This is a genomic window from Stutzerimonas tianxiuensis (assembly GCF_053470365.1).
Map to the genome: position 1 here is coordinate 216346 of NZ_JBPVWS010000005.1, position 17750 is coordinate 234095.

Genomic DNA, 17750 nt, shown 5'->3' on the forward strand with positions numbered 1-17750 from the left:
TCGTTTACCGAGCCGGGTTCAGGTAGCCGTGTTCGGCGAGGAAGCTTTCGGTCAGGCCCGAGGCATTGGGTTCGGCGGCCTTGTCACCCATCAGCAGGCGCTCCAGGTAACGCGCCAGCAGATCTACTTCCAGATTCACTTTCCGCCCGGGGCGGTAGTCGACCATGATGGTTTCGGCCAGGGTGTGCGGAACAATGGTGAGTTCGAACTCCGCGCCATTGACCGAATTGACCGTCAGGCTGGTGCCATCGACGGTGATCGAGCCCTTGAGCGCGATGTACTTGGCCAATTCGCGTGGCGCGCGGATACGGAACTGCACGGCGCGGGCATTCTCTTCACGCGAAACCACCTCACCCACGCCATCGACGTGACCGCTGACCAGGTGCCCGCCGAGGCGACTGGTCGGCGTCAGGGCCTTCTCCAGATTCACCCGGCTACCGGTCTTGAGATCAACGAAGGCGGTGCGCGCGAGCGTCTCACGACTGACATCGGCCCAGAAACCGTTGCCCGGCAGCTCAACGGCGGTCAGACAGACGCCATTGACCGCAATACTGTCGCCGAGCTTGACGTCGCCCAGATCCAGTTTGCCGGTCTCGACCAGCACGCGAACGTCGCCACCCTTCGGCGTCATGGCACCAATGGTCCCGATGGATTCGATTATTCCTGTGAACATGCGGCCTCCCGTGGAAGGCTGTTGAAACGATGCATATGACGAACTCCTGTTTTGGATAAAACAGGGCGCTGCAGATCGATAGGGAGTGGACGCGCGCACGAAAGGCGCCCGTCGAGGCATCCCGCTCTCTCTCATCCGGACTATACCGTCGGCCCCGGAATCACACCGGGTCTGCTGACCTTGCCTGGGCAAGCGCTCGCGGGCTAGGCACTGAACTGTGCCATTACCGCCGGTGGGGAATCTCACCCCGCCCTGAGAACGTGGGCCCTTTCAGGCCCGGCGCAGTTTTTACCACAGTTGCGTCGATTCTGCAGCCGACAAACGACCGCCAGACCGGCGCTGCGGCAGCGAAACATTTTCAAACATCTACGCAACTACCGTTGCGTTTGTTTGTCCATACGCGTCGCAGCGGTCTATTCGCGCAGACGCCGCCAGCTGCACCCGCGCAACACAAGACGATCAGGAAGGAACGTCACGCCCGCAATCTTCGTACCGACACGCCGAGCCAGGATCCGCTCGTAGTTGCAGATCCTCCGCGCCGACCAGGACACGATCAGGACGAACGCTCCGAACCTTCACATGTGCCATGAGGGATGGGTATGTCAGAGGTTACGGCTATGGAACCGTCGGCTGAGGCACATGCTGCCCAGATCGACCGCAAGGGCTACACCGTCATAGAGCACTACATCTCACCCGAACAACTCGAACTGGGCCGCGCCTTCATCAAGCAACAAGCGGCCACCCGCGACGGTGAGTATTTCTGCATTCATGGTATTGAAGAGCTGAGCGGCACCATGTTTGCGGGATTGGCGCTCTCACCGCCATTCAAGGACCGAATGGCGCAGCTTTACCGCCTTCAGTCGGGCCAAGAGCCGGCCACTGAGGAGCAGGTCTTTCCGGTTATTCGCTGTCTGCAAGGGCGCAGTGGGCTCAAGCAATCGCACTTCTACCACTTCGACGCCACGGCCGTTACCGCATTGCTACCGTTGTACATTCCGACTGAAGGCGAACACTGCGGCGACCTGATCATCTTTCCCAATACGCGGCATATCCGATTCAACGCGTTGCGCAACGTTATTGAAAAGGCCGTGCTGCATAACACTGTCAGTCAGAAGCTGGTCGCCTTTGCGGTGCGGCGCGGCTGGCTGAAACCGATCCGCCTGAAGCTGGTGCCCGGCAACCTGTATCTGTTCTCGGGCTACCGCAGCCTGCATGCGAATGACGTATGCGATCCATCTATGCTGCGCGCCACGGCGCTGTTTCACTTCGGCAATCCGCATCACGAAAGCGCGCTGGCGCGATCATTACTGGGAGCGAACAAACGCCGGGCCAAGCTGGACCATAATGGGCTGAGGCCGGTGAACTGAGGGTTTTGCGCAACGGTGCTGGCAGTCTGGCGGCTATCCAGCGCCTGATCAGACGCTGGGGGTGGCGGTGATTTTCCAATCGTCGCCAACTGCCCGGACATCCTTGAACTGCAGTTCGCGCGCCTCACTCATGCGATCCAGCGGCATATCTAGGAGCGGCCGCGCCGAGGAGCCTAGGAACTTAGCGGCGACGAATATCTGGTATTCGTCGATCAGGCCCAGCGCGGCGAAGGCACCGGCCAAGCGCGGCCCGGCTTCGAGCAGCACCTCGTTGACATCGCGCTTGGCCAGTTCATGCAACAGACGACGCAGATCGACACGCCCCGCCTCACAGGGAAGCGCCAGCAACTCATGGCCCGCCGACTTATAACGAGCGGCCTGATCCTCACTATTGCTGACGACCAGTGCGGGTCCAGCCAAAAAGAACGGCGCGTCCAACGGCACACGTAGTCGCCCGTCGACCAGAACCCGCAGCGGTTGCCGTTGCATCGCCAGCGCGGACAGTTCGTCATCCAACCGCAGCTCGCCAGCACGCACAGTCAGCCGAGCGCTGTCCATCAGCACCGTGTCTGCGCCGGTGAGCACCACGCTCGACTGCGCTCTCAAACGCTGTACCTCGGCGCGTGCATCCGGCCCGGTGATCCATTGGCTTTCGCCGCTGGCCATCGCGGTGCGCCCATCCAGGCTCATCGCCAACTTGGCCCGCAGGTAAGGCAGCCCCGTTTCCATGCGCTTGATGAAACCAGGGTTCAACGCGCGCGCTTCGCTTTCCAGCACGCCGCTGGCGACCTCGATGCCCGAGCTGCGCAACAGCTCCAGGCCACGACCGGCCACCTGTGGATTGGGGTCCTGCATGGCTGCGACTACCCGGCCAACCCCCGCCTTGACCAGCGCCTCGGCGCAGGGCGGTGTGCGGCCGTAGTGGCTGCATGGCTCAAGGGTGACATAAGCGGTTGCGCCAGCGGCGCGCTCGCCAGCCTGACGCAGGGCGTGGACTTCGGCATGCGGCTCGCCAGCACGCACGTGCCAACCTTCACCCACCAGTTCACCGCTCTTGACGATGACGCAGCCGACCCGCGGATTAGGGTGCGTCGAATAGAGCCCCTTGCGCGCCAGCTGCAGCGCACGGGCCATCCAGAGGTGATCGTTGGCGCTCATTCGGTTTTGGCGGGTTCGCGGGACAGACGCTCAATTTCCTCACGGAATTCGTTGAGGTCCTGAAAACGGCGGTAGACGGACGCGAAGCGGATATAGGCGACCTCATCGAGCTTCTGCAGCTCGACCATCACCAGCTCGCCGAGCACGCGCGACTTGATTTCGCGTTCGCCGGTGGCACGCAGGCGATGCTTGATATGAGCGATGGCTTCTTCGAGGCGCTCGACACTGACCGGGCGTTTTTCCAGCGCGCGCTGCATGCCCGCGCGGAGCTTTTCCTCGTCGAACGGCTGACGGCTGCCGTCCTGTTTGATCAGCCGAGGCATGACAAGCTCAGCGGTCTCGAAGGTGGTGAAACGCTCACCGCAGGCGAGGCACTCACGGCGACGGCGCACCTGATCGCCTTCGGCCACGAGGCGCGAGTCGATGACTTTGGTGTCATGAGCACCACAGAAGGGACAATGCATGGGCTAGAGCTGTCAGACGTCGGGAGAGCCATGGTAGCGCATCCCGCCAGCAAGACAAATCGAGCGAATTGTTGCTATACAGGCGCGCATCTACGTCATGTTATGGAGCCGTTTGTGCTGTTACGCCACTTTGTTCTACCTGCGCTGCTGCTGGTTCTGGTTGGTTGTGCGAATGAGCGTTCCCAGCGCCCTACCGCGGCCGTCACCTTCGAAGAGCCGCCCGAGGCCAGCACCTTGATGCACGAATTGCACGGCAGTCTGATCGGCGTACCCGCTGACAGCGAAGTCGAGCTGGCGCTGCTGGAGGTCAACCGTCGTGACCAGCCAGACCGACTGCTGAGCAATGTGAGGCTGCAAGGCCGGGGAACCGAGCTGCCGTTCATTCTCAAGTTCAATGCCGAGAAATTCCCCAAGGGCCGGGATGTGGAACTGCGCGGACGCGTGACCCGTTCTGGGCAACTGATCATGCGCCTGCCCGCCGTGCAAGTCAGCAGTTCGGCCAACCAGTCCCTCGGCCCGTTGCATCTGGTGCCAGCCCCATGAAGCCGCCCGCTGCGCTGCAACAGGCACTGGCAGAACTGCTCGGCGATGCTTCGCTGAGCATCGAGTCATTGCCCGGCACGGATATCCAACTGTGGTTGATCGATGCGCTGAACATGGACCGCGCCTTCAGCCCCGAGGAAACCCGGAGGATTCTCGAAGAGCCGCCCTATTGGTGCTTCTGTTGGGCCAGCGGCCTGGTCCTGGCGCGCTGGCTGGCCGAGCGTCCGGAATGGGTGCGAGGCAAGCGCGTCCTGGACTTCGGTGCAGGCTCAGGTGTCGCGGCCATTGCCGCAGCAAAGGCCGGCGCCGCAGAGGTTGTGGCCTGTGATCTGGACCCGCTGGCCCTGGCCGCGTGTCGCGCCAACGCGGAGCTCAACGGTGTGCAGCTCAACTATTCGGACGATTTTTTTACCGAGGCTGACCGTTACGACCTGATCATCGTCGCCGATGTGCTCTATGACCGGGCCAACCTGCCCCTGCTCGATGAGTTTCTCAGCCGCGGCCAGGTGGCACTGGTCGCCGATTCCCGCGTGCGGGACTTTCAGCACCCCCTGTACGAGCGCCTGGATATTCTCGACGCCTGCACCTGGCCGGATCTGGCCGAACCGGCGGAGTTTCGCCGGGTCAGCCTCTACCACGCCCATCGCCAAGCTGTGCCCATCGCAATGTGCTGAAGCGCAGCGCAGGCTTTGCTCTGGAGGACACATGCAGACCGACAAACCATTACGCCTGTTCTTCGCCCTGTCCTGCCCATCCGACCTTGCGGATGCCATCTGCAACTGGCGCGACAGCCACGCGCTGGGCGGTCGCCCTGTCGCCCAGGCCAACCTGCATATGACTCTGGCTTTTCTCGGTAACCAACCGGCAACAGCGGTGGATGGCTTGAAGCAGCTTGCAAACAGCCTGCGTGTTGATGCTTTCTTGCTGCAGCTCGACCAGCTGCAGATGATCGGCAAGAATTTCGCCTGTTTGACGCCCAGCCTGAGCCCCTCGCCCTTGATTGACCTCGTCGGGCAATTGCACGCCGGACTGTCCGCGCACGGTGTCGTGCTTGATTCTCGCCCGTTCCTGCCGCATGTCACCCTGTCGCGGCAGGTTCAAGCCTTGCCCACTATGGAGCCACGGGCTTTTCGTTGGGCCGTGAACCACTTCGGGCTCTACCTCTCAGAAAACACCGCACAAGGTGCTCATTACACCGAGCTGGCAAGCTGGCCGCTGGCTGCACCCTGCGGCTGAGCATCTGCAACCTGCACCCTTGCTTCCGAATCGCCTCGCCCCCACTTAACATGCACGCCTACTTCGCATGTGCCCATTCCGAGAATTTCAATGAGCCAGACTCCCTACATCTTTGACGTCACCAGCGCCAATTTCGAGCAGTTGGTGCTGGAAAACTCCTTTCACAAGCCGGTGCTGGTGGACTTCTGGGCCGAGTGGTGTGCGCCGTGCAAAGCGCTGATGCCGCTGCTGGCGAAGATTACCGAGGAGTATCAGGGCGAACTGGTACTGGCCAAGGTCAACTGCGATATCGAGCAGGACGTGGTGGCGCGTTTCGGCGTACGCAGCCTGCCTACCGTGGTGCTGTTCAAGGACGGTCAGCCGGTCGACGGTTTTGCCGGTGCTCAGCCGGAATCGGCCATTCGCGCCATGCTTGAGCCACACGTGCAGGCGCCAGCCGCGCCGGAAGCTGATCTGCTCGAAACCGCCCAAGCGCTGTTCGCCGAAGGGCGCATCAGCGACGCGGAAAATCTGCTCAAGCAATTGCTGGCCGAAGACAACGAAAACGCGGCAGCACTGATTCTCTATGCGCGCTGCCTGGCCGAGCGTGGCGAGCTTGGCGAAGCCGAACTGGTGCTCGACGCGGTCAAGGGCGACGAGCACAAGCAGGCACTTGCCGGCGCCCGCGCGCAGCTGACCTTTCTGCGCCAAGCCGCTGATCTGCCGGAAGTGGCCGATCTGAAAAGCCGCCTGGCGCAGGACGCCGAAGATGACGAGGCGGCTTACCAGCTGGCCATTCAGCAGCTGGCACGCCAGCAGCACGAAGCGGCGCTGGACGGTTTGTTGAAGTTGTTCGTGCGCAATCGCGGCTACGCGGACGGCCTGCCGCACAAGACGTTGCTGCAGGTATTCGACCTATTGGGAAGCGACCATCCGCTGGTCACAACCTACCGCCGCAAGCTGTATCAGGCGCTTTACTGAGCCATCGACGGAAGCGTCTTCAGCAATAGATCCTCCCGGCTCGGATAGGCCGGCTATCCGTTCCGGGGATGTCCCGTTTCTCATACCCGCGTCCTGGTCCAGCCTGACAGCGCGGCGGATCGGTAGAGCGTGATCCACCCTACCGCTTAATGCATGCCGATCTTTGGGCGATGCTTCGGCTAGCCACTGAGTAGCTGGCGCAACGCCAGGCAATCACGGGCGTGCAGATCGGTCAGCTCAGGCCAGGGATTTTCTGGCAGGTTGACCAGCACGCCGCGCGCGCCTGCCGCCTTGGCGCATTCCAGGTCGAAACGGAAATCACCCACCATCACCAGCTCGCTGGGTTCGATGCTCCATTTGTCCGCCAGGTGCAGCAAGCCGCCCGGATCGGGCTTCGGTGGTGCTTCGTCACGGCCGAGGATGTCTTCACTGGCAAAGCAGTCACCCATGCCCACCGCTTGCAGGGTTACCAGCGCCAGCTCATGCGCATTGCGCGTCAGCACGCCAAGCCGGCAACCTCGGTCACGCAGCATGTGCAGGAGCTCACGGGCGCCTGGCGCGGGTGTCGCCGCATGAGCCAGCTCGCGCTCGTGATCGAGCAGCCAGGCGCGCTTGCTGGCGGCTTCGTCAGACGGCAGCGCAGCCAGGTGATGCAGGATGTCGTCTTCCTGGGGAATGTCAAGCGCCCGCTTGATCGCCGGGAAGTCATGCACGGCAAGGGTCAGGGTGCCGTCCATGTCGAACACCCAGTGCCGCGCATCGGCCAGGCTCACTTCCAGTCCTCACGCACGCGAATCAGGCCTTCCTGCGCCACCGAAGCGACCAGCTCACCCGCGCGGTTGAAGATACTGCCGCGGGCGAAACCACGCGCGTTGCCGGCCCAGGGGCTGTCCATGGAGTACAGCAGCCATTCATCGGCGCGCACTTCGCGGTGGAACCAGATGGCATGGTCAAGGCTCGCCAGCTGGATAAACTTGCTCCAGGAGCTGACGCCGTGTGGCTGCAGGGCGGTGCCGATAAAGCTGAAGTCCGAGGCGTAGGCGACCAGGTACTTGTGCAGGGCCGGGTTGTCCGGTAGCGAGCCATCGGCGCGGAACCAGATGTGCCGAACAGGCTCGATCGGCTGCGGATTGATGGGGTCCTGCAGCGTGACCGGACGGATCTCGATGGGTTTTGGACGGCGCAGCTTTTCCGCCACGCGCGCCGGGACCAGTGGTGTCAGCTTGTGCAACAGCTCCCATTCGCTGAGCAGGTCTTCGGGGCCGACCACGTCAGGCATCGGCAACTGATGCTCGAACCCGGTCTCGTCGGCCTGGAACGAGGCGCTGCAGGTAAAGATGGTCTGCCCTTTCTGGATCGCGCTCACGCGGCGCGTGGTGAAACTGCCACCGTCACGCACCCGGTCGACGTCGTAGACCACCGGATGATGCGAATCCCCAGGGCGCAGGAAGTAACCGTGCATCGAATGCACGTGACGCTCCGGCGCCACCGTCTGGCTGGCGGCGGACAGCGCCTGACCGACCACCTGGCCGCCGAACAGCTGGGGAAAGCCCAGGTCCTGGCTGGCACCGCGGAAGAGGTTTTCTTCGATACGCTCCAGCGACAGCAGGTTGACCAGCGTGTCTAGGGTGTCGCTCATGGTGTAAGTTCCTTTATGTATGCGAGGCACGAGGCAGGCGCGCAATGTTACGGATTCCTCCGAAGCGGCTCCACTGCTTGCGCTTATCGACGCCGTTCAGCCCAGTTGTCCTGCGTCATTCGATACAGCACGTGAGGGCGCAAGGGATCACCCTCGGAAATCATCGGATGGTCGAAGTCATCCTCAGGTTCGTGCCTCATGCCAAGCGCCTGCATCAACGCCAGTGAAGGCTCATTGATTGCTGCCGTGTAAGCCACCACCTCCGGCAGCTGCAACTGATCGAAACCGCATGCCAGCGACGCCTCCGCCGCTTCGCGGGCGAAGCCTTGCCCCCAATGCTCATGGGCGAGCCGCCAGCCGATTTCCACAACCGGGCAGAACGGCAGCGGCAAACGGCTCCAGGACAGCCCGGCTATACCGATGAAACGGCCGTCACTCTTGAGCTCCAGCGCCCAGAAACCGAAGCCGAATCGCGCGAAGTGCATCCGGCTGCGCGCCATCACCGCAGCGCATTCATCGCGTGAGAGCAGCTTGGGGAAATAGCGCATCACCAGCGGATCGCTGCACAACTCATGCAGATAATCGAGATCGGCATCATGCCAGGCGCGCAGGCGCAAACGCGGTGTTTCCAGTTCAATACGTTCCATCGGTTCGTCCGTGCTGTTTCCTTGAAGATTTCGGTGGCGGCTCTGCATACTCGCTGTTGACCTCAATGGGCCCGATTCGATGTCTCTGCCGCTGGTTTTTCACGACGATTACAGCCCAGCCTTGCCGCCGGGGCACCGCTTTCCCATGGAGAAGTTCCGGCTGCTGCGCGACCACCTCGTCGATTGCGGTTTGACCACGGATGCAGCGCTGTTACGTCCCGAACTCTGCCCGCCCGATAGGCTGGCACTCGCCCATGACCGTGGTTATGTCGAGCGCTACTGCAGCGGCGACATGAGCCGCGAAGAGCTGCGCCGCCTGGGCCTGCCATGGAGCCCGCAACTGGCGCAGCGCACCGTACGCGCGGTCGGCGGCTCGCTGCTGGCCGCGGACCTTGCGTTGCAGCACGGGCTGGCCTGTCACCTGGCGGGCGGCACCCACCATGCCCATTACGACCATGCCTCTGGGTTCTGCATATTCAACGACCTGGCCATTATCGCCCTTTCGCTGCTGGAGAGCGGCCGCGTCGGCCGTGTACTGATCTTCGACTGTGATGTGCATCAGGGCGACGGCACTGCACGAATTCTCGAGCAGGTGCCGGACGCGGTCACCGTGTCGCTGCATTGCGATAAGAATTTCCCGACGCGCAAGGCCCGCAGCGACTGGGACATCGGTTTGGCGCCAGGCCTGGGCGATGCCGACTACCTGAAAGTCGTCGACGATACGCTCAGCTACCTGCTGCCGCTGTATCAGCCGGACCTGGTCATCTATGACGCCGGCGTCGATGTACACCGCGACGACGCGCTGGGCCTGCTCGCGCTCAGTGACGAAGGCCTGGCCATGCGCGACAGCGCCGTGATCGAACACTGTCTGGGTCGGGACATTCCGGTGGTCGGCGTGATTGGCGGCGGGTACGACAAGGACCGCGCGCTGCTTGCCCGGCGCCATGCGCAGCTGCACATCAGCGCCGCCGACGCCTGGCAGCGCCACGGCTTAGGCTGACACCACTGGTCACACCGAAGACCGCAGTGCGGAACTTCGATCGACAGCGAAACCCTCACTTCTATGTGTGAATGAACTGCCCCGGCACGTCTGGACCGCTGTTCAAGCACTGGCAAACATAACAATGAGGACGCTCCAATGCTCGAAACTGACCGCGACACCACGGCCTATCGCAACGTTCGCACTCGCTACCGGCCCCACGCATCCTGGAGTGCCGTGTTCGCCGGCATCGCATTGGCTCTGGCCATTTCGTTGCTGCTGCACCTCCTGGGTACAGCCATTGGCACAGCCACCATCGACCCGGCCACCGAAGCCAACCCTGTTGCAGGCCTTGGAAAAGGTGCCGTTATCTGGATGGTGCTCGCCGGCATCGTGTCGCTGGCCATAGGGGGTTATGTCGCGGGTCGCATGGCGCCTCGTCACGGCATGCTGCACGGCTTGCTGGTCTGGGCAGTGACGACACTGGTCACAGTCTATCTGATCGCCAGCCTGGTCGGTTCCGCCGTATCGGGCACGGCCAGCATGGTCGGCTCGGGCCTGCAGGCAGTCGGCTCCGGCATTGCCTCGGTGGCGCCAGCGATTGGCGGTGAGATCAAGCAGCAGGTCAAAGAGGCGGATATCAACCTTGACCTCAGCGACATCCAGGCCGAAATCAAGCAGGCGCTGCGTCAGACCGGCAAGCCGCAGCTGGCGCCACAGAATCTGGAACAGGACGCCGAAGCGGTTCAGCAGCAGGCGCAAACCCGCGTCGAACAGGCTCAACAGCAACCGCAGCAGGCCGATGAGCAACTGACCCAGCTGATCGAACAGATCCAGCAGAAGGCTGAGGAAACGCTGAACGCCGCCGACCGCGAAGCGCTGGTCAACCTGATGCAAGAGCGCGGCAACATGAGCGAGCAGCAAGCCGAGCAAATGGTCAGCCAGATCGAGCAGCAGTATCAGCAGGCCTACATCAAGTTCCAAGAACTGCGCGCTCAGGCCGAGATGAAAGCCCGTGAAGCTGCCGAGCAGGCTGCCAAGCGTGTTTCCCAAGCGAGCTGGGCGCTGTTGATCACCCTGTTGATCAACGCCGTTGTGGCTGGTTTCGCCGGCATGTTCGGCTTCCGCCGTCAGCCAAAACAGTCCGACGCGGTTTAACCCGCTACACCCCGGCGCTCCCAGCGCCGGGGCTTCTTCAACTCCGTAACCCGCCCCACTCTCTCCTCCCTCGCTGCAGACTTCCCATCGCGAACCGCTAGAATGGCCGCCTCCGAACCACGGCCACGTTATTCAATGCGCACACCAGAATCTCGCGTCGCCATTATCGGCGGCGGCCCCGCCGGGTTGATGGCGGCCGAAGTGCTGAGTCAGGCAGGCATTGCCGTCGACCTGTATGACGCCATGCCCTCGGTCGGCCGCAAGTTTCTGCTGGCCGGCGTCGGCGGAATGAACATCACCCATTCCGAGCCTTTCGAGCCTTTCGTCGCGCGCTATCGCGAACGCGCAACGGCGCTTCGTCCTCAACTGGAGGCGTTCACACCCGAGCAGCTGCGCGAGTGGATTCACGGGCTTGGCATCGACACCTTCGTCGGCACCTCAGGGCGCGTGTTTCCCACGGACATGAAAGCTGCACCGCTGCTGCGTGCCTGGCTGCGCCGCCTGCGTGACGCCGGCGTACAGATTCATACGCGTCACCGCTGGCTGGGCTGGCACGCTGACGGCAGGCTCAAGCTGCACAGCGCGGATGGCGACCTAAGCGTCCGCGCGGACGCCGTGCTGCTTGCTTTGGGTGGCGGCAGCTGGGCTCGCCTGGGTTCCGACGGCGCCTGGGTTGCGCTGCTGGAACAACGCGGTATCTCGATTGCTTCACTGCGTCCCGCCAACTGTGGCTTCGAAGTGGAAGCCTGGAGCCAGCATCTGCTGGATAAATTTGCCGGCGCGCCGCTTAAAACGGTAAGCCTCGCAATTACCGGTGGCGCCCCGCGCAAGGGTGAATTCGTCGTTACGGCCAAAGGAATCGAAGGCAGTCTGGTCTACGCGCTGTCCGCCGAGATCCGCCAGGCAATCGAGCAGAACGGCAGCGCTACCGTCACGCTGGACCTGCTGCCCGACCATGCACCGGAGCGTATCCTTCGCTCGCTGGCCAAGCCGCGCGGTTCGCAATCGATGGCCAAGCACCTCAAGCGTCAGCTCGGCCTTGAGGGTGTCAAGGCGGGGCTGTTGCGCGAGCTCGCGCCCGCCGAGGCCTTCGATGATCCGCAGCAGTTGGCAGCCGCGATCAAAGCGCTGCCGATCAGGTTGCTGCGCACACGTCCGTTGGACGAAGCCATCAGCAGTGCCGGCGGCGTGCCGTTCGAAGCACTGGACGAGGGCCTGATGCTGCGCCAGGCGCCAGGCGTGTTCTGCGCCGGTGAGATGCTCGACTGGGAAGCGCCCACCGGTGGCTATCTGTTGACCGCCTGTTTTGCCAGTGGTCGAGCGGCAGCGGTGGGCATGCTGCGCTGGCTGGGGATTGATAGCTCGACCAAGCCCTGAGCGGATGGCGTTCGCTTAAGCCAGATGCCTGAACAGCGCCACGGCGACGATCCCTGCCGTGATCGCCGGCAGCGGCTTCTTGACCAGCAGCATCGTCACCGCGGTGGCCAGAAAGGCTAGTCGCGCGCCGTTATCCCCGTTGACCGCCATCGGCGTCAGCAGGGCCACCAGCACCGAACCGGACATGGCGCTGATGAACTGTTCAGTTCGCCGGCTGATGGGCACGAACGACATGGCAAACACACCGCCCCAACGGGTCACCAGGGTGACCACCGCCATGATCAGAATGATGACCAGCGCTCCGGAACCCGCCGTCTGCAGCGTCACTTCGACTTCTCCATCCAAAGCGCGCCCAACAGGCCACCGGCCAGCGCTCCGACTACCACATGGCTGTTGGCGGGCAGGTACCAGTACGCCAGCATCGACGTCCCACCGGCGACGATCCAGATCACGGTCATCCGCAGATCCTTCTTGCCGCCGACGACCATCGCCAGCAGGAAACAGCCCATGACCATGTCCAGTCCCCAACTGACCGGATCATGGATGGCACTGCCGAAATAAAGCCCCAACCAGGTGCCCAGCACCCAGAACGTCCAGAGCGCCAGGCCACCACCGAAGAGGATGCCAAGCCCCGGCTTGTCAAGATTGAAGGCTTGCATGGACATCGCCCAGTTGGCATCCGAGACGACCAACATCACGGCATAGCGCTTCGCCGGCGGCAAATGGCGCAGATAGGGATACAGCGTCGCGCCCATCAACAGATGTCGCGCATTGACAGCAAACACCGTGACCACCAGCGGAACGACCGGAACATGGGTGCCCCAGAGCTCCAACGAGGCGAACTGCGAAGCCCCGGCGAATACCAGCGCGCTCATCGTCAGGATCGAATAGTCGTCTAGCCCGGCTTGTGTCGCGGCCAGACCAAAGGCCAGTCCGAACACCACGACGAACAGGGAAATCGGCGTCAGCTGCCGGAAGCCAGCCCATACATCAGCTCGGCCAAGCGAGTACAGCTCCGCTTCCGCGTTTGCCACAAGAGACCTCTCAACTATCTGTAAGGATGATTCACGGAAAGCCCCGAGCCGCTGCGGGTTCCAGCGATGCTCGGCGCTGTCGATATGACAGCCGCGTTGACCAGCGTTTCATTCGGATGCTTCTGCTACTCAATGGTGGCGAGGCAACCACAGCGCGTCAGGGCATATGCCGACTAGCGTTTTTTTGCCGGTTTCGAGCCGCCCAGACTAGGCACCTTGCGGATCGGCTTGGCGTTGGGCTTCTCGCTTTCATCGAACCAGTTGCCCAGGTGGATGCGGCCCTTACCGGCACCCTCCTTGGGTTTCTTTGGTTTTTTCGGTTTCTTGATGATCTGCCCGCCCGGCTGGGTCGTCGGCACCCGATGATCCGGGACAAATCCAGGCTCGTCGTGGCGCGGCAGCACCTGCTGGATCAGGGTTTCGATGGCCGCCAGCTGATCGACTTCGTCAGCAGCCACCAGCGACACCGCTTCGCCCGTGGCGCCCGCCCGCCCGGTGCGGCCGATGCGGTGCACGTAATCCTCGGCGACGATGGGCAGGTCGAAATTGACCACCTGCGGCAGGTCATGAATGTCCAGGCCGCGTGCAGCCACATCGGTCGCCACCAACACCTGTACCTCACCCGCTTTGAAGCGCTCCAATGCGCGCAGCCGCGACGCCTGCGGCTTGTCCCCGTGGATCGCATCACTGGCGAGGCCTTCGGCCTGCAGCTCCTCCACCAGCTGGTCGACGCCCTTGCGTGTCTTGACGAACACCAGCACCTGGCCCCAGCGCTTTTCCGCCAGCAGATGCAGAAACAACTCAGACTTGCGCTTCTTGTCGACGGGCACCAGCCACTGTTTGACCGTCTTGGCGGCGGCATTCCGCGGGCTGACCTCGATGGACAGCGGGTCGCGCAACAGCTTCTGCGCCATCTGCCGGATCGCATCGGAAAAGGTCGCGGAAAACAGCAGCGTCTGGCGCTTTTTCGGCAGCGCACTGAACAGCGCTTCGAGCTCTTCGGAGAAGCCGAGGTCGAGCATGCGATCAGCCTCGTCCAGCACCAGCGCCTGCACCTGGCTGAACTTCACGGCATTCTGCCGGTACAGATCGAGCAGCCGACCAGGCGTTGCCACCAGCACGTCGATGCCCTTGCGCAAGGCCATCATCTGCGGGTTGATGCTGACGCCGCCGTAGACCGCATAGGTGCGCAGCGGAAGGTCCTGCCCGTAAGTCTTGAAGGACTCGTGCACCTGTTCCGCAAGCTCCCGAGTCGGCACCAGCACCAACGCTCGGACCGAATTGCTGGTCACCTGCGGGCCTTCATGGAGCAGCCGCTGCAGCAGCGGCAAGGCGAAACCCGCAGTCTTGCCGGTGCCGGTCTGCGCGGCGGCCATCAGGTCGCGGCCCTTGAGCACGGCCGGAATCGCCTTGGTCTGGACGGGCGTCGGCTGGGTGTAATCAAGCGATTCGAGGGTGCGTAGCAGCTGATCGATCAGGCCCAAGGAGGCGAAGGTCATGACGGTAACCGGGAAGACGAAAACAGGCTGCGCAGTTTACTCGAAAGCAAGCTGGAAGCTGGAAGCCAAGCGTAGGGTGGATATCGCTGTTTACATCCACCGCAACTCCGCTCGGAGGCATAAGACGCAACCTACAAGCGAAAACAGCGTGGACAGGTCGCACCAACCGGCAAACTCGCTTCAAGCTTCAGCTCGTGCGTTCCAATGTTTAACGCAGCAACAGCTTGCCTTCGATGGGCACGTAGCGCGTGGCGGCGCGAATCAGCGAGTTCGCCGTCAGACCGGGCGCGCCATAGGCTGTCGCCTCCAGCCCCCCGGCGCGTACGCGATCGAGCAGCCGATCAAAGTCGCCATCGCCCGAAGCCAGCACCACCTCATCGACACGCCCGATCACATCCAGCACATCGATGGTGATGCCCACATCCCAGTCGCCCTTGGCCGAGCCGTCGCTGCGCTGGATATAGGGCTTGAGCTTCACCGTGAACCCGAGGTTGCGCAGGATCTGCTGGAACTGCTGCTGCTTGGCATCGCCCCGGTCAATGGCATAGGCGTACGCCTCAACGATTTCACCGCGCTCGCTGACCTCGGCCCACAACGCCGCATAGTTGAAGTGGCAACCGTGGGCTTGGCGCACCGTGTAGTAGAGATTCTGCACATCAGCAAACAGGGCAATCTTCTTCACGCGGCGACCCGGGCGGAGGAATGGCCAACCAGTATGGACTGCGACAGCGCCCGTGTCGCCGGCCGGTCGCCTGGCATAACCAGCCCGATGCAAACCATCTGCATTTGCAATACTTCGTTGAACAAAGCCAGGATCGCTCGCCCGGTCGAAATGCTCACTAGGCCACCACACTGCGCTTCTTCGGCTGTTACCCCGATGATCGTTGCCCCTCGCCTCGCCTGCCTCGTCTACTTTTCCACCGGCCTGTTAAAGTGCGCGCCTGATTTCCCCATGAGCTGCCGCCCTGCGATGAATGTCCTGTCCATCCTCCGTGACGCCTGGTTTTTCTATTCCCGCAACCTGCTGTCCATCGCGCGGCTGTGCCTGCCACTGATACTGCTCGAGAGCATCGTTCGCCTGGCCATCGACCAGCTGTTCGGCAAGGGCGCCCTGCCGGCTCAGGAGCTGCTGGTCGGCCTGATCTTCTATCCGCTGTATATCGCCGCGCTGATCCTGTTTCTCGACACACGTAGCCGCGGTCACGCACCGCCGCTGCGTGAGGTGATGATGCGCGCGTTACCGCTATGGCCATCGATGGCGGTGCTGGCCGGTCTGGGCACCCTGCTGATCATGCTCGGCGCCTCGCTGTTCGTGCTGCCCGGGCTGTGGGTGATGGTCAAGATCGCCTTTGCCGAATACCTGCTGGTGATACGCGGCTTGAGCCCGCTGGCGGCACTGAAGCAGAGTTTCCTGGAAACCCGTGGTCACTTCCTGCTGATACTCGGCTGCATCCTCGTCGTGCTGGCGCCGCTGTGGCTTCTGGAGGCCTGGATGGCCGCACAGTTCTGGGCTGGCGATACAGCGCCAGGCGCGCTCGCCGTGGTGGTCGACTCTGTGGTCGGACTGGTGCAGCTGTTGGCCACGGTCGTTTTGTTTCGCTGCTTCATGCTCTGCAGCGCGCCGGCCATCGCGCGCGACGAATCCAGGTGACGTAGCCGGAGGCAAGAGACGACGTGCGGGTCTAGGCTTGGTCTCCATCCTTTGCGGAGACCGTTCCCATGAGCGATCACAACCCCAGCATCCTTTCCCACGTTTCCCTTGGCAGCAACCGTTTCGATGAAGCGGCTGCCTTCTACGATCAGGCCCTTGCCGCCCTCGGCTGCAAGCGCATCATGGCCCACCCAGGCGCTATTGCCTGGGGCCGTGACTACCCCGAGTTTTGGCTGCAGACGCCGATCAACGGCCAGGCGGCCAGCGTTGGCAACGGCACACATATCGGTTTCTTCGCACCTGACAAGGCTTCTGTCGATGCCTTTCACCGTGCGGCGCTGGCCGCCGGCGCCACCGACGAAGGCGCTCCGGGACCACGCGAAGCGTATGGCGAGCCCTACTACGGCTGTTTTGTCCGCGATCTCGATGGCCACAAGATCGAAGCTGCCTACTGGGACGTCGAGTTGATGCAACAGCTCTACGGCGACGCGCCGACCGCCTAGCCCGTGCCCTGCGAAGTTCGGGCACCGGCCAGCCGCGGTAACAGCAGGTGCTCGAAGGTGCGCGGAAAGCAACGCGCCACCAGGCGCGCACGCCAGTCCAGGTTCGACAGCACCAGCAACCGCCGTCGTTTCAAGGCGCCTTGGTAGATGGATTCCGCCACATCCTGCGGCGACGCCACGCGCCCTACCGTCAGAACCGGCTGGGGCGCGGTGGACCCGTCACCGATCAACACGTTCTTGCGCAGGTCCGTCGCGGTATACCCCGGACACACCAGCATCACATTGACGGCAGTATCGGCCAGCTCGCTGCGCAGGGTTTCGAACAGCCCGTGCAGCGCATGCTTGCTGGCGTTGTAAGCGCCGCGGTCGGGCACCGGCGCGTACTGCGACAGCGAGCTGAGCACGATGATCTGCCCGCCCCGCGAGACAAGGCTCGGCAGCGCCGCCTGGGTGCAATGCAACGCGCCGTAGAAGTTGACTGCCATGATCCGTTCGAACACCGCCAGGCTGGTATCGGCGACGCGGCTGCGATGGGTGATTCCGGCGTTGTTGATCAGCACATCGATACCGCCGAAGCGTTCCACCACCAGCGCAACGGCCCGCTGCACCGCCACGGCATCCGACACGTCGCAGCACAGCCCCAGCGCATCGGCGTTGTGATGGTCCGCCAGATGCTGCACCAGTCCGTCGATGGCGTTCTGCTCGAGGTCGAAGATGACGACCCGTGCTCCAGCCTGGGCCATCCGCTCGGCCAGCGCGCGGCCGATGCCCGCACAGCCGCCGGTGATCACCACCACCTTGCGATCGAACACCTTGCTGGTGAATACCTTGCGATACATAAACCTCTCCATCGAATCATCCG

At 62.9% G+C, this 17750-nt stretch carries 21 protein-coding genes and 1 riboswitch; of the genes, 10 read left to right on the forward strand and 11 right to left on the reverse strand.

Annotated elements, in window-relative coordinates; genetic code table 11:
- Nucleotides 1-4 precede the first annotated feature (4 nt).
- Nucleotides 5-673, reverse strand: coding sequence for a riboflavin synthase (locus ACSSNI_RS09120; protein ID WP_102837036.1), 669 nt, complete (start codon nt 671-673; stop codon nt 5-7).
- 119 nt (nt 674-792) lie between these two features.
- Nucleotides 793-937, reverse strand: a riboswitch (FMN riboswitch).
- A gap of 353 nt (nt 938-1290) precedes the next feature.
- Between ACSSNI_RS09120 and ACSSNI_RS09125 the strand changes: the two genes are divergently transcribed.
- A complete protein-coding gene (locus tag ACSSNI_RS09125) occupies nt 1291-2040 on the forward strand; it encodes a phytanoyl-CoA dioxygenase family protein (RefSeq protein WP_200636751.1) in 750 nt (249 codons plus the stop codon).
- A gap of 48 nt (nt 2041-2088) precedes the next feature.
- Here ACSSNI_RS09125 and ribD read toward each other — a convergent pair whose 3' ends face one another.
- Together ribD and nrdR are read right to left on the reverse strand one after the other, a co-directional pair.
- Nucleotides 2089-3198 (reverse strand): bifunctional diaminohydroxyphosphoribosylaminopyrimidine deaminase/5-amino-6-(5-phosphoribosylamino)uracil reductase RibD, encoded by a 1110-nt coding sequence (gene ribD / locus ACSSNI_RS09130; RefSeq protein WP_200636753.1) that lies wholly within the window; start codon nt 3196-3198, stop codon nt 2089-2091.
- Nucleotides 3195-3662 carry a transcriptional regulator NrdR gene (gene nrdR / locus ACSSNI_RS09135; RefSeq protein ID WP_045424280.1) on the reverse strand — a complete coding sequence of 156 codons (468 nt, stop codon included), beginning with the start codon at nt 3660-3662 and terminating at the stop codon, nt 3195-3197. Before nrdR ends, ribD begins: the two co-directional genes overlap by 4 nt.
- A gap of 102 nt (nt 3663-3764) precedes the next feature.
- On the opposite strand from nrdR, the gene ACSSNI_RS09140 reads away from it, so the two are divergent.
- The 4 genes from ACSSNI_RS09140 (at nt 3765) to trxA (ending at nt 6401) form a co-directional block, all read left to right on the forward strand.
- Nucleotides 3765-4205 (forward strand): YbaY family lipoprotein, encoded by a 441-nt coding sequence (locus ACSSNI_RS09140; protein ID WP_102837039.1) that lies wholly within the window; start codon nt 3765-3767, stop codon nt 4203-4205.
- The gene (locus ACSSNI_RS09145; protein ID WP_200636755.1) at nt 4202-4879 is read left to right on the forward strand and encodes a class I SAM-dependent methyltransferase; all 678 of its coding nucleotides are present in this window, start codon (nt 4202-4204) and stop codon (nt 4877-4879) included. Before ACSSNI_RS09140 ends, ACSSNI_RS09145 begins: the two co-directional genes overlap by 4 nt.
- A gap of 31 nt (nt 4880-4910) precedes the next feature.
- Complete coding sequence (gene thpR / locus ACSSNI_RS09150; protein ID WP_200636757.1) at nt 4911-5441, forward strand: RNA 2',3'-cyclic phosphodiesterase; 531 nt, start codon at nt 4911-4913, stop codon at nt 5439-5441.
- Between the two features lie 90 nt (nt 5442-5531).
- Nucleotides 5532-6401: a thioredoxin gene (trxA, locus tag ACSSNI_RS09155; protein ID WP_200636759.1), complete on the forward strand. Its 870-nt coding sequence runs from the start codon at nt 5532-5534 to the stop codon at nt 6399-6401.
- Between the two features lie 179 nt (nt 6402-6580).
- On the opposite strand, the gene ACSSNI_RS09160 is transcribed toward trxA, so the two are convergent.
- The 3 genes from ACSSNI_RS09160 to ACSSNI_RS09170 form a co-directional block, all read right to left on the reverse strand.
- Nucleotides 6581-7174, reverse strand: a complete 594-nt coding sequence (locus tag ACSSNI_RS09160) for an HAD family hydrolase (RefSeq protein WP_200636761.1) — start codon at nt 7172-7174, stop codon at nt 6581-6583.
- A complete protein-coding gene (tesB, locus tag ACSSNI_RS09165) occupies nt 7171-8040 on the reverse strand; it encodes an acyl-CoA thioesterase II (RefSeq protein ID WP_102837044.1) in 870 nt (289 codons plus the stop codon). Before tesB ends, ACSSNI_RS09160 begins: the two co-directional genes overlap by 4 nt.
- An 83-nt stretch (nt 8041-8123) precedes the next feature.
- A complete protein-coding gene (locus ACSSNI_RS09170) occupies nt 8124-8687 on the reverse strand; it encodes a GNAT family N-acetyltransferase (protein ID WP_102837045.1) in 564 nt (187 codons plus the stop codon).
- Between the two features lie 79 nt (nt 8688-8766).
- Between ACSSNI_RS09170 and ACSSNI_RS09175 the strand changes: the two genes are divergently transcribed.
- The 3 genes from ACSSNI_RS09175 (at nt 8767) to ACSSNI_RS09185 (ending at nt 12201) form a co-directional block, all read left to right on the forward strand.
- Nucleotides 8767-9687: a histone deacetylase family protein gene (locus ACSSNI_RS09175; protein ID WP_102837046.1), complete on the forward strand. Its 921-nt coding sequence runs from the start codon at nt 8767-8769 to the stop codon at nt 9685-9687.
- Between the two features lie 138 nt (nt 9688-9825).
- Nucleotides 9826-10824, forward strand: a complete 999-nt coding sequence (locus tag ACSSNI_RS09180) for a YrzE family protein (RefSeq protein WP_102837047.1) — start codon at nt 9826-9828, stop codon at nt 10822-10824.
- Between the two features lie 135 nt (nt 10825-10959).
- The gene (locus ACSSNI_RS09185; protein WP_148925254.1) at nt 10960-12201 is read left to right on the forward strand and encodes a TIGR03862 family flavoprotein; all 1242 of its coding nucleotides are present in this window, start codon (nt 10960-10962) and stop codon (nt 12199-12201) included.
- A gap of 15 nt (nt 12202-12216) precedes the next feature.
- Here the strand turns inward: ACSSNI_RS09185 and ACSSNI_RS09190 are convergent, their stop codons facing one another.
- From ACSSNI_RS09190 to ACSSNI_RS09205, 4 genes are all read right to left on the reverse strand, one after another.
- The gene (locus tag ACSSNI_RS09190; RefSeq protein WP_102837049.1) at nt 12217-12528 is read right to left on the reverse strand and encodes an AzlD family protein; all 312 of its coding nucleotides are present in this window, start codon (nt 12526-12528) and stop codon (nt 12217-12219) included.
- Nucleotides 12525-13235: an AzlC family ABC transporter permease gene (locus ACSSNI_RS09195; RefSeq protein WP_200636763.1), complete on the reverse strand. Its 711-nt coding sequence runs from the start codon at nt 13233-13235 to the stop codon at nt 12525-12527. Before ACSSNI_RS09195 ends, ACSSNI_RS09190 begins: the two co-directional genes overlap by 4 nt.
- A 173-nt stretch (nt 13236-13408) precedes the next feature.
- Nucleotides 13409-14734 (reverse strand): DEAD/DEAH box helicase, encoded by a 1326-nt coding sequence (locus tag ACSSNI_RS09200; RefSeq protein WP_200636765.1) that lies wholly within the window; start codon nt 14732-14734, stop codon nt 13409-13411.
- Between the two features lie 208 nt (nt 14735-14942).
- The gene (locus tag ACSSNI_RS09205; protein ID WP_200636767.1) at nt 14943-15416 is read right to left on the reverse strand and encodes an NYN domain-containing protein; all 474 of its coding nucleotides are present in this window, start codon (nt 15414-15416) and stop codon (nt 14943-14945) included.
- A 288-nt stretch (nt 15417-15704) separates the two neighbouring features.
- On the opposite strand from ACSSNI_RS09205, the gene ACSSNI_RS09210 reads away from it, so the two are divergent.
- Together ACSSNI_RS09210 and ACSSNI_RS09215 are read left to right on the forward strand one after the other, a co-directional pair.
- Nucleotides 15705-16385, forward strand: coding sequence for a YciC family protein (locus ACSSNI_RS09210; RefSeq protein ID WP_200637138.1), 681 nt, complete (start codon nt 15705-15707; stop codon nt 16383-16385).
- 68 nt (nt 16386-16453) lie between these two features.
- On the forward strand, nt 16454-16888 hold the full coding sequence (locus tag ACSSNI_RS09215) for a VOC family protein (protein WP_102837415.1): 435 nt from the start codon (nt 16454-16456) through the stop codon (nt 16886-16888).
- Here ACSSNI_RS09215 and ACSSNI_RS09220 read toward each other — a convergent pair.
- The gene (locus ACSSNI_RS09220) at nt 16885-17727 is read right to left on the reverse strand and encodes an SDR family oxidoreductase (protein ID WP_148925260.1); all 843 of its coding nucleotides are present in this window, start codon (nt 17725-17727) and stop codon (nt 16885-16887) included. The genes ACSSNI_RS09215 and ACSSNI_RS09220 overlap by 4 nt on opposite strands.
- Between the last annotated feature and the right edge of the window lie 23 nt (nt 17728-17750).

Bases quoted from the DNA above. Each gene is read 5' to 3' on its own strand.
- ACSSNI_RS09120 (WP_102837036.1), bottom strand. From the start codon at position 673: ATGTTCACAGGAATAATCGAATCCATCGGGACCATTGGTGCCATGACG.
- ACSSNI_RS09125 (WP_200636751.1), top strand. From the start codon at position 1,291: ATGGAACCGTCGGCTGAGGCACATGCTGCCCAGATCGACCGCAAGGGC.
- ribD (WP_200636753.1), bottom strand. From the start codon at position 3,198: ATGAGCGCCAACGATCACCTCTGGATGGCCCGTGCGCTGCAGCTGGCG.
- nrdR (WP_045424280.1), bottom strand. From the start codon at position 3,662: ATGCATTGTCCCTTCTGTGGTGCTCATGACACCAAAGTCATCGACTCG.
- ACSSNI_RS09140 (WP_102837039.1), top strand. From the start codon at position 3,765: ATGGAGCCGTTTGTGCTGTTACGCCACTTTGTTCTACCTGCGCTGCTG.
- ACSSNI_RS09145 (WP_200636755.1), top strand. From the start codon at position 4,202: ATGAAGCCGCCCGCTGCGCTGCAACAGGCACTGGCAGAACTGCTCGGC.
- thpR (WP_200636757.1), top strand. From the start codon at position 4,911: ATGCAGACCGACAAACCATTACGCCTGTTCTTCGCCCTGTCCTGCCCA.
- trxA (WP_200636759.1), top strand. From the start codon at position 5,532: ATGAGCCAGACTCCCTACATCTTTGACGTCACCAGCGCCAATTTCGAG.
- tesB (WP_102837044.1), bottom strand. From the start codon at position 8,040: ATGAGCGACACCCTAGACACGCTGGTCAACCTGCTGTCGCTGGAGCGT.
- ACSSNI_RS09170 (WP_102837045.1), bottom strand. From the start codon at position 8,687: ATGGAACGTATTGAACTGGAAACACCGCGTTTGCGCCTGCGCGCCTGG.
- ACSSNI_RS09175 (WP_102837046.1), top strand. From the start codon at position 8,767: ATGTCTCTGCCGCTGGTTTTTCACGACGATTACAGCCCAGCCTTGCCG.
- ACSSNI_RS09180 (WP_102837047.1), top strand. From the start codon at position 9,826: ATGCTCGAAACTGACCGCGACACCACGGCCTATCGCAACGTTCGCACT.
- ACSSNI_RS09185 (WP_148925254.1), top strand. From the start codon at position 10,960: ATGCGCACACCAGAATCTCGCGTCGCCATTATCGGCGGCGGCCCCGCC.
- ACSSNI_RS09200 (WP_200636765.1), bottom strand. From the start codon at position 14,734: ATGACCTTCGCCTCCTTGGGCCTGATCGATCAGCTGCTACGCACCCTC.
- ACSSNI_RS09210 (WP_200637138.1), top strand. From the start codon at position 15,705: ATGAATGTCCTGTCCATCCTCCGTGACGCCTGGTTTTTCTATTCCCGC.
- ACSSNI_RS09215 (WP_102837415.1), top strand. From the start codon at position 16,454: ATGAGCGATCACAACCCCAGCATCCTTTCCCACGTTTCCCTTGGCAGC.
- ACSSNI_RS09220 (WP_148925260.1), bottom strand. From the start codon at position 17,727: ATGTATCGCAAGGTATTCACCAGCAAGGTGTTCGATCGCAAGGTGGTG.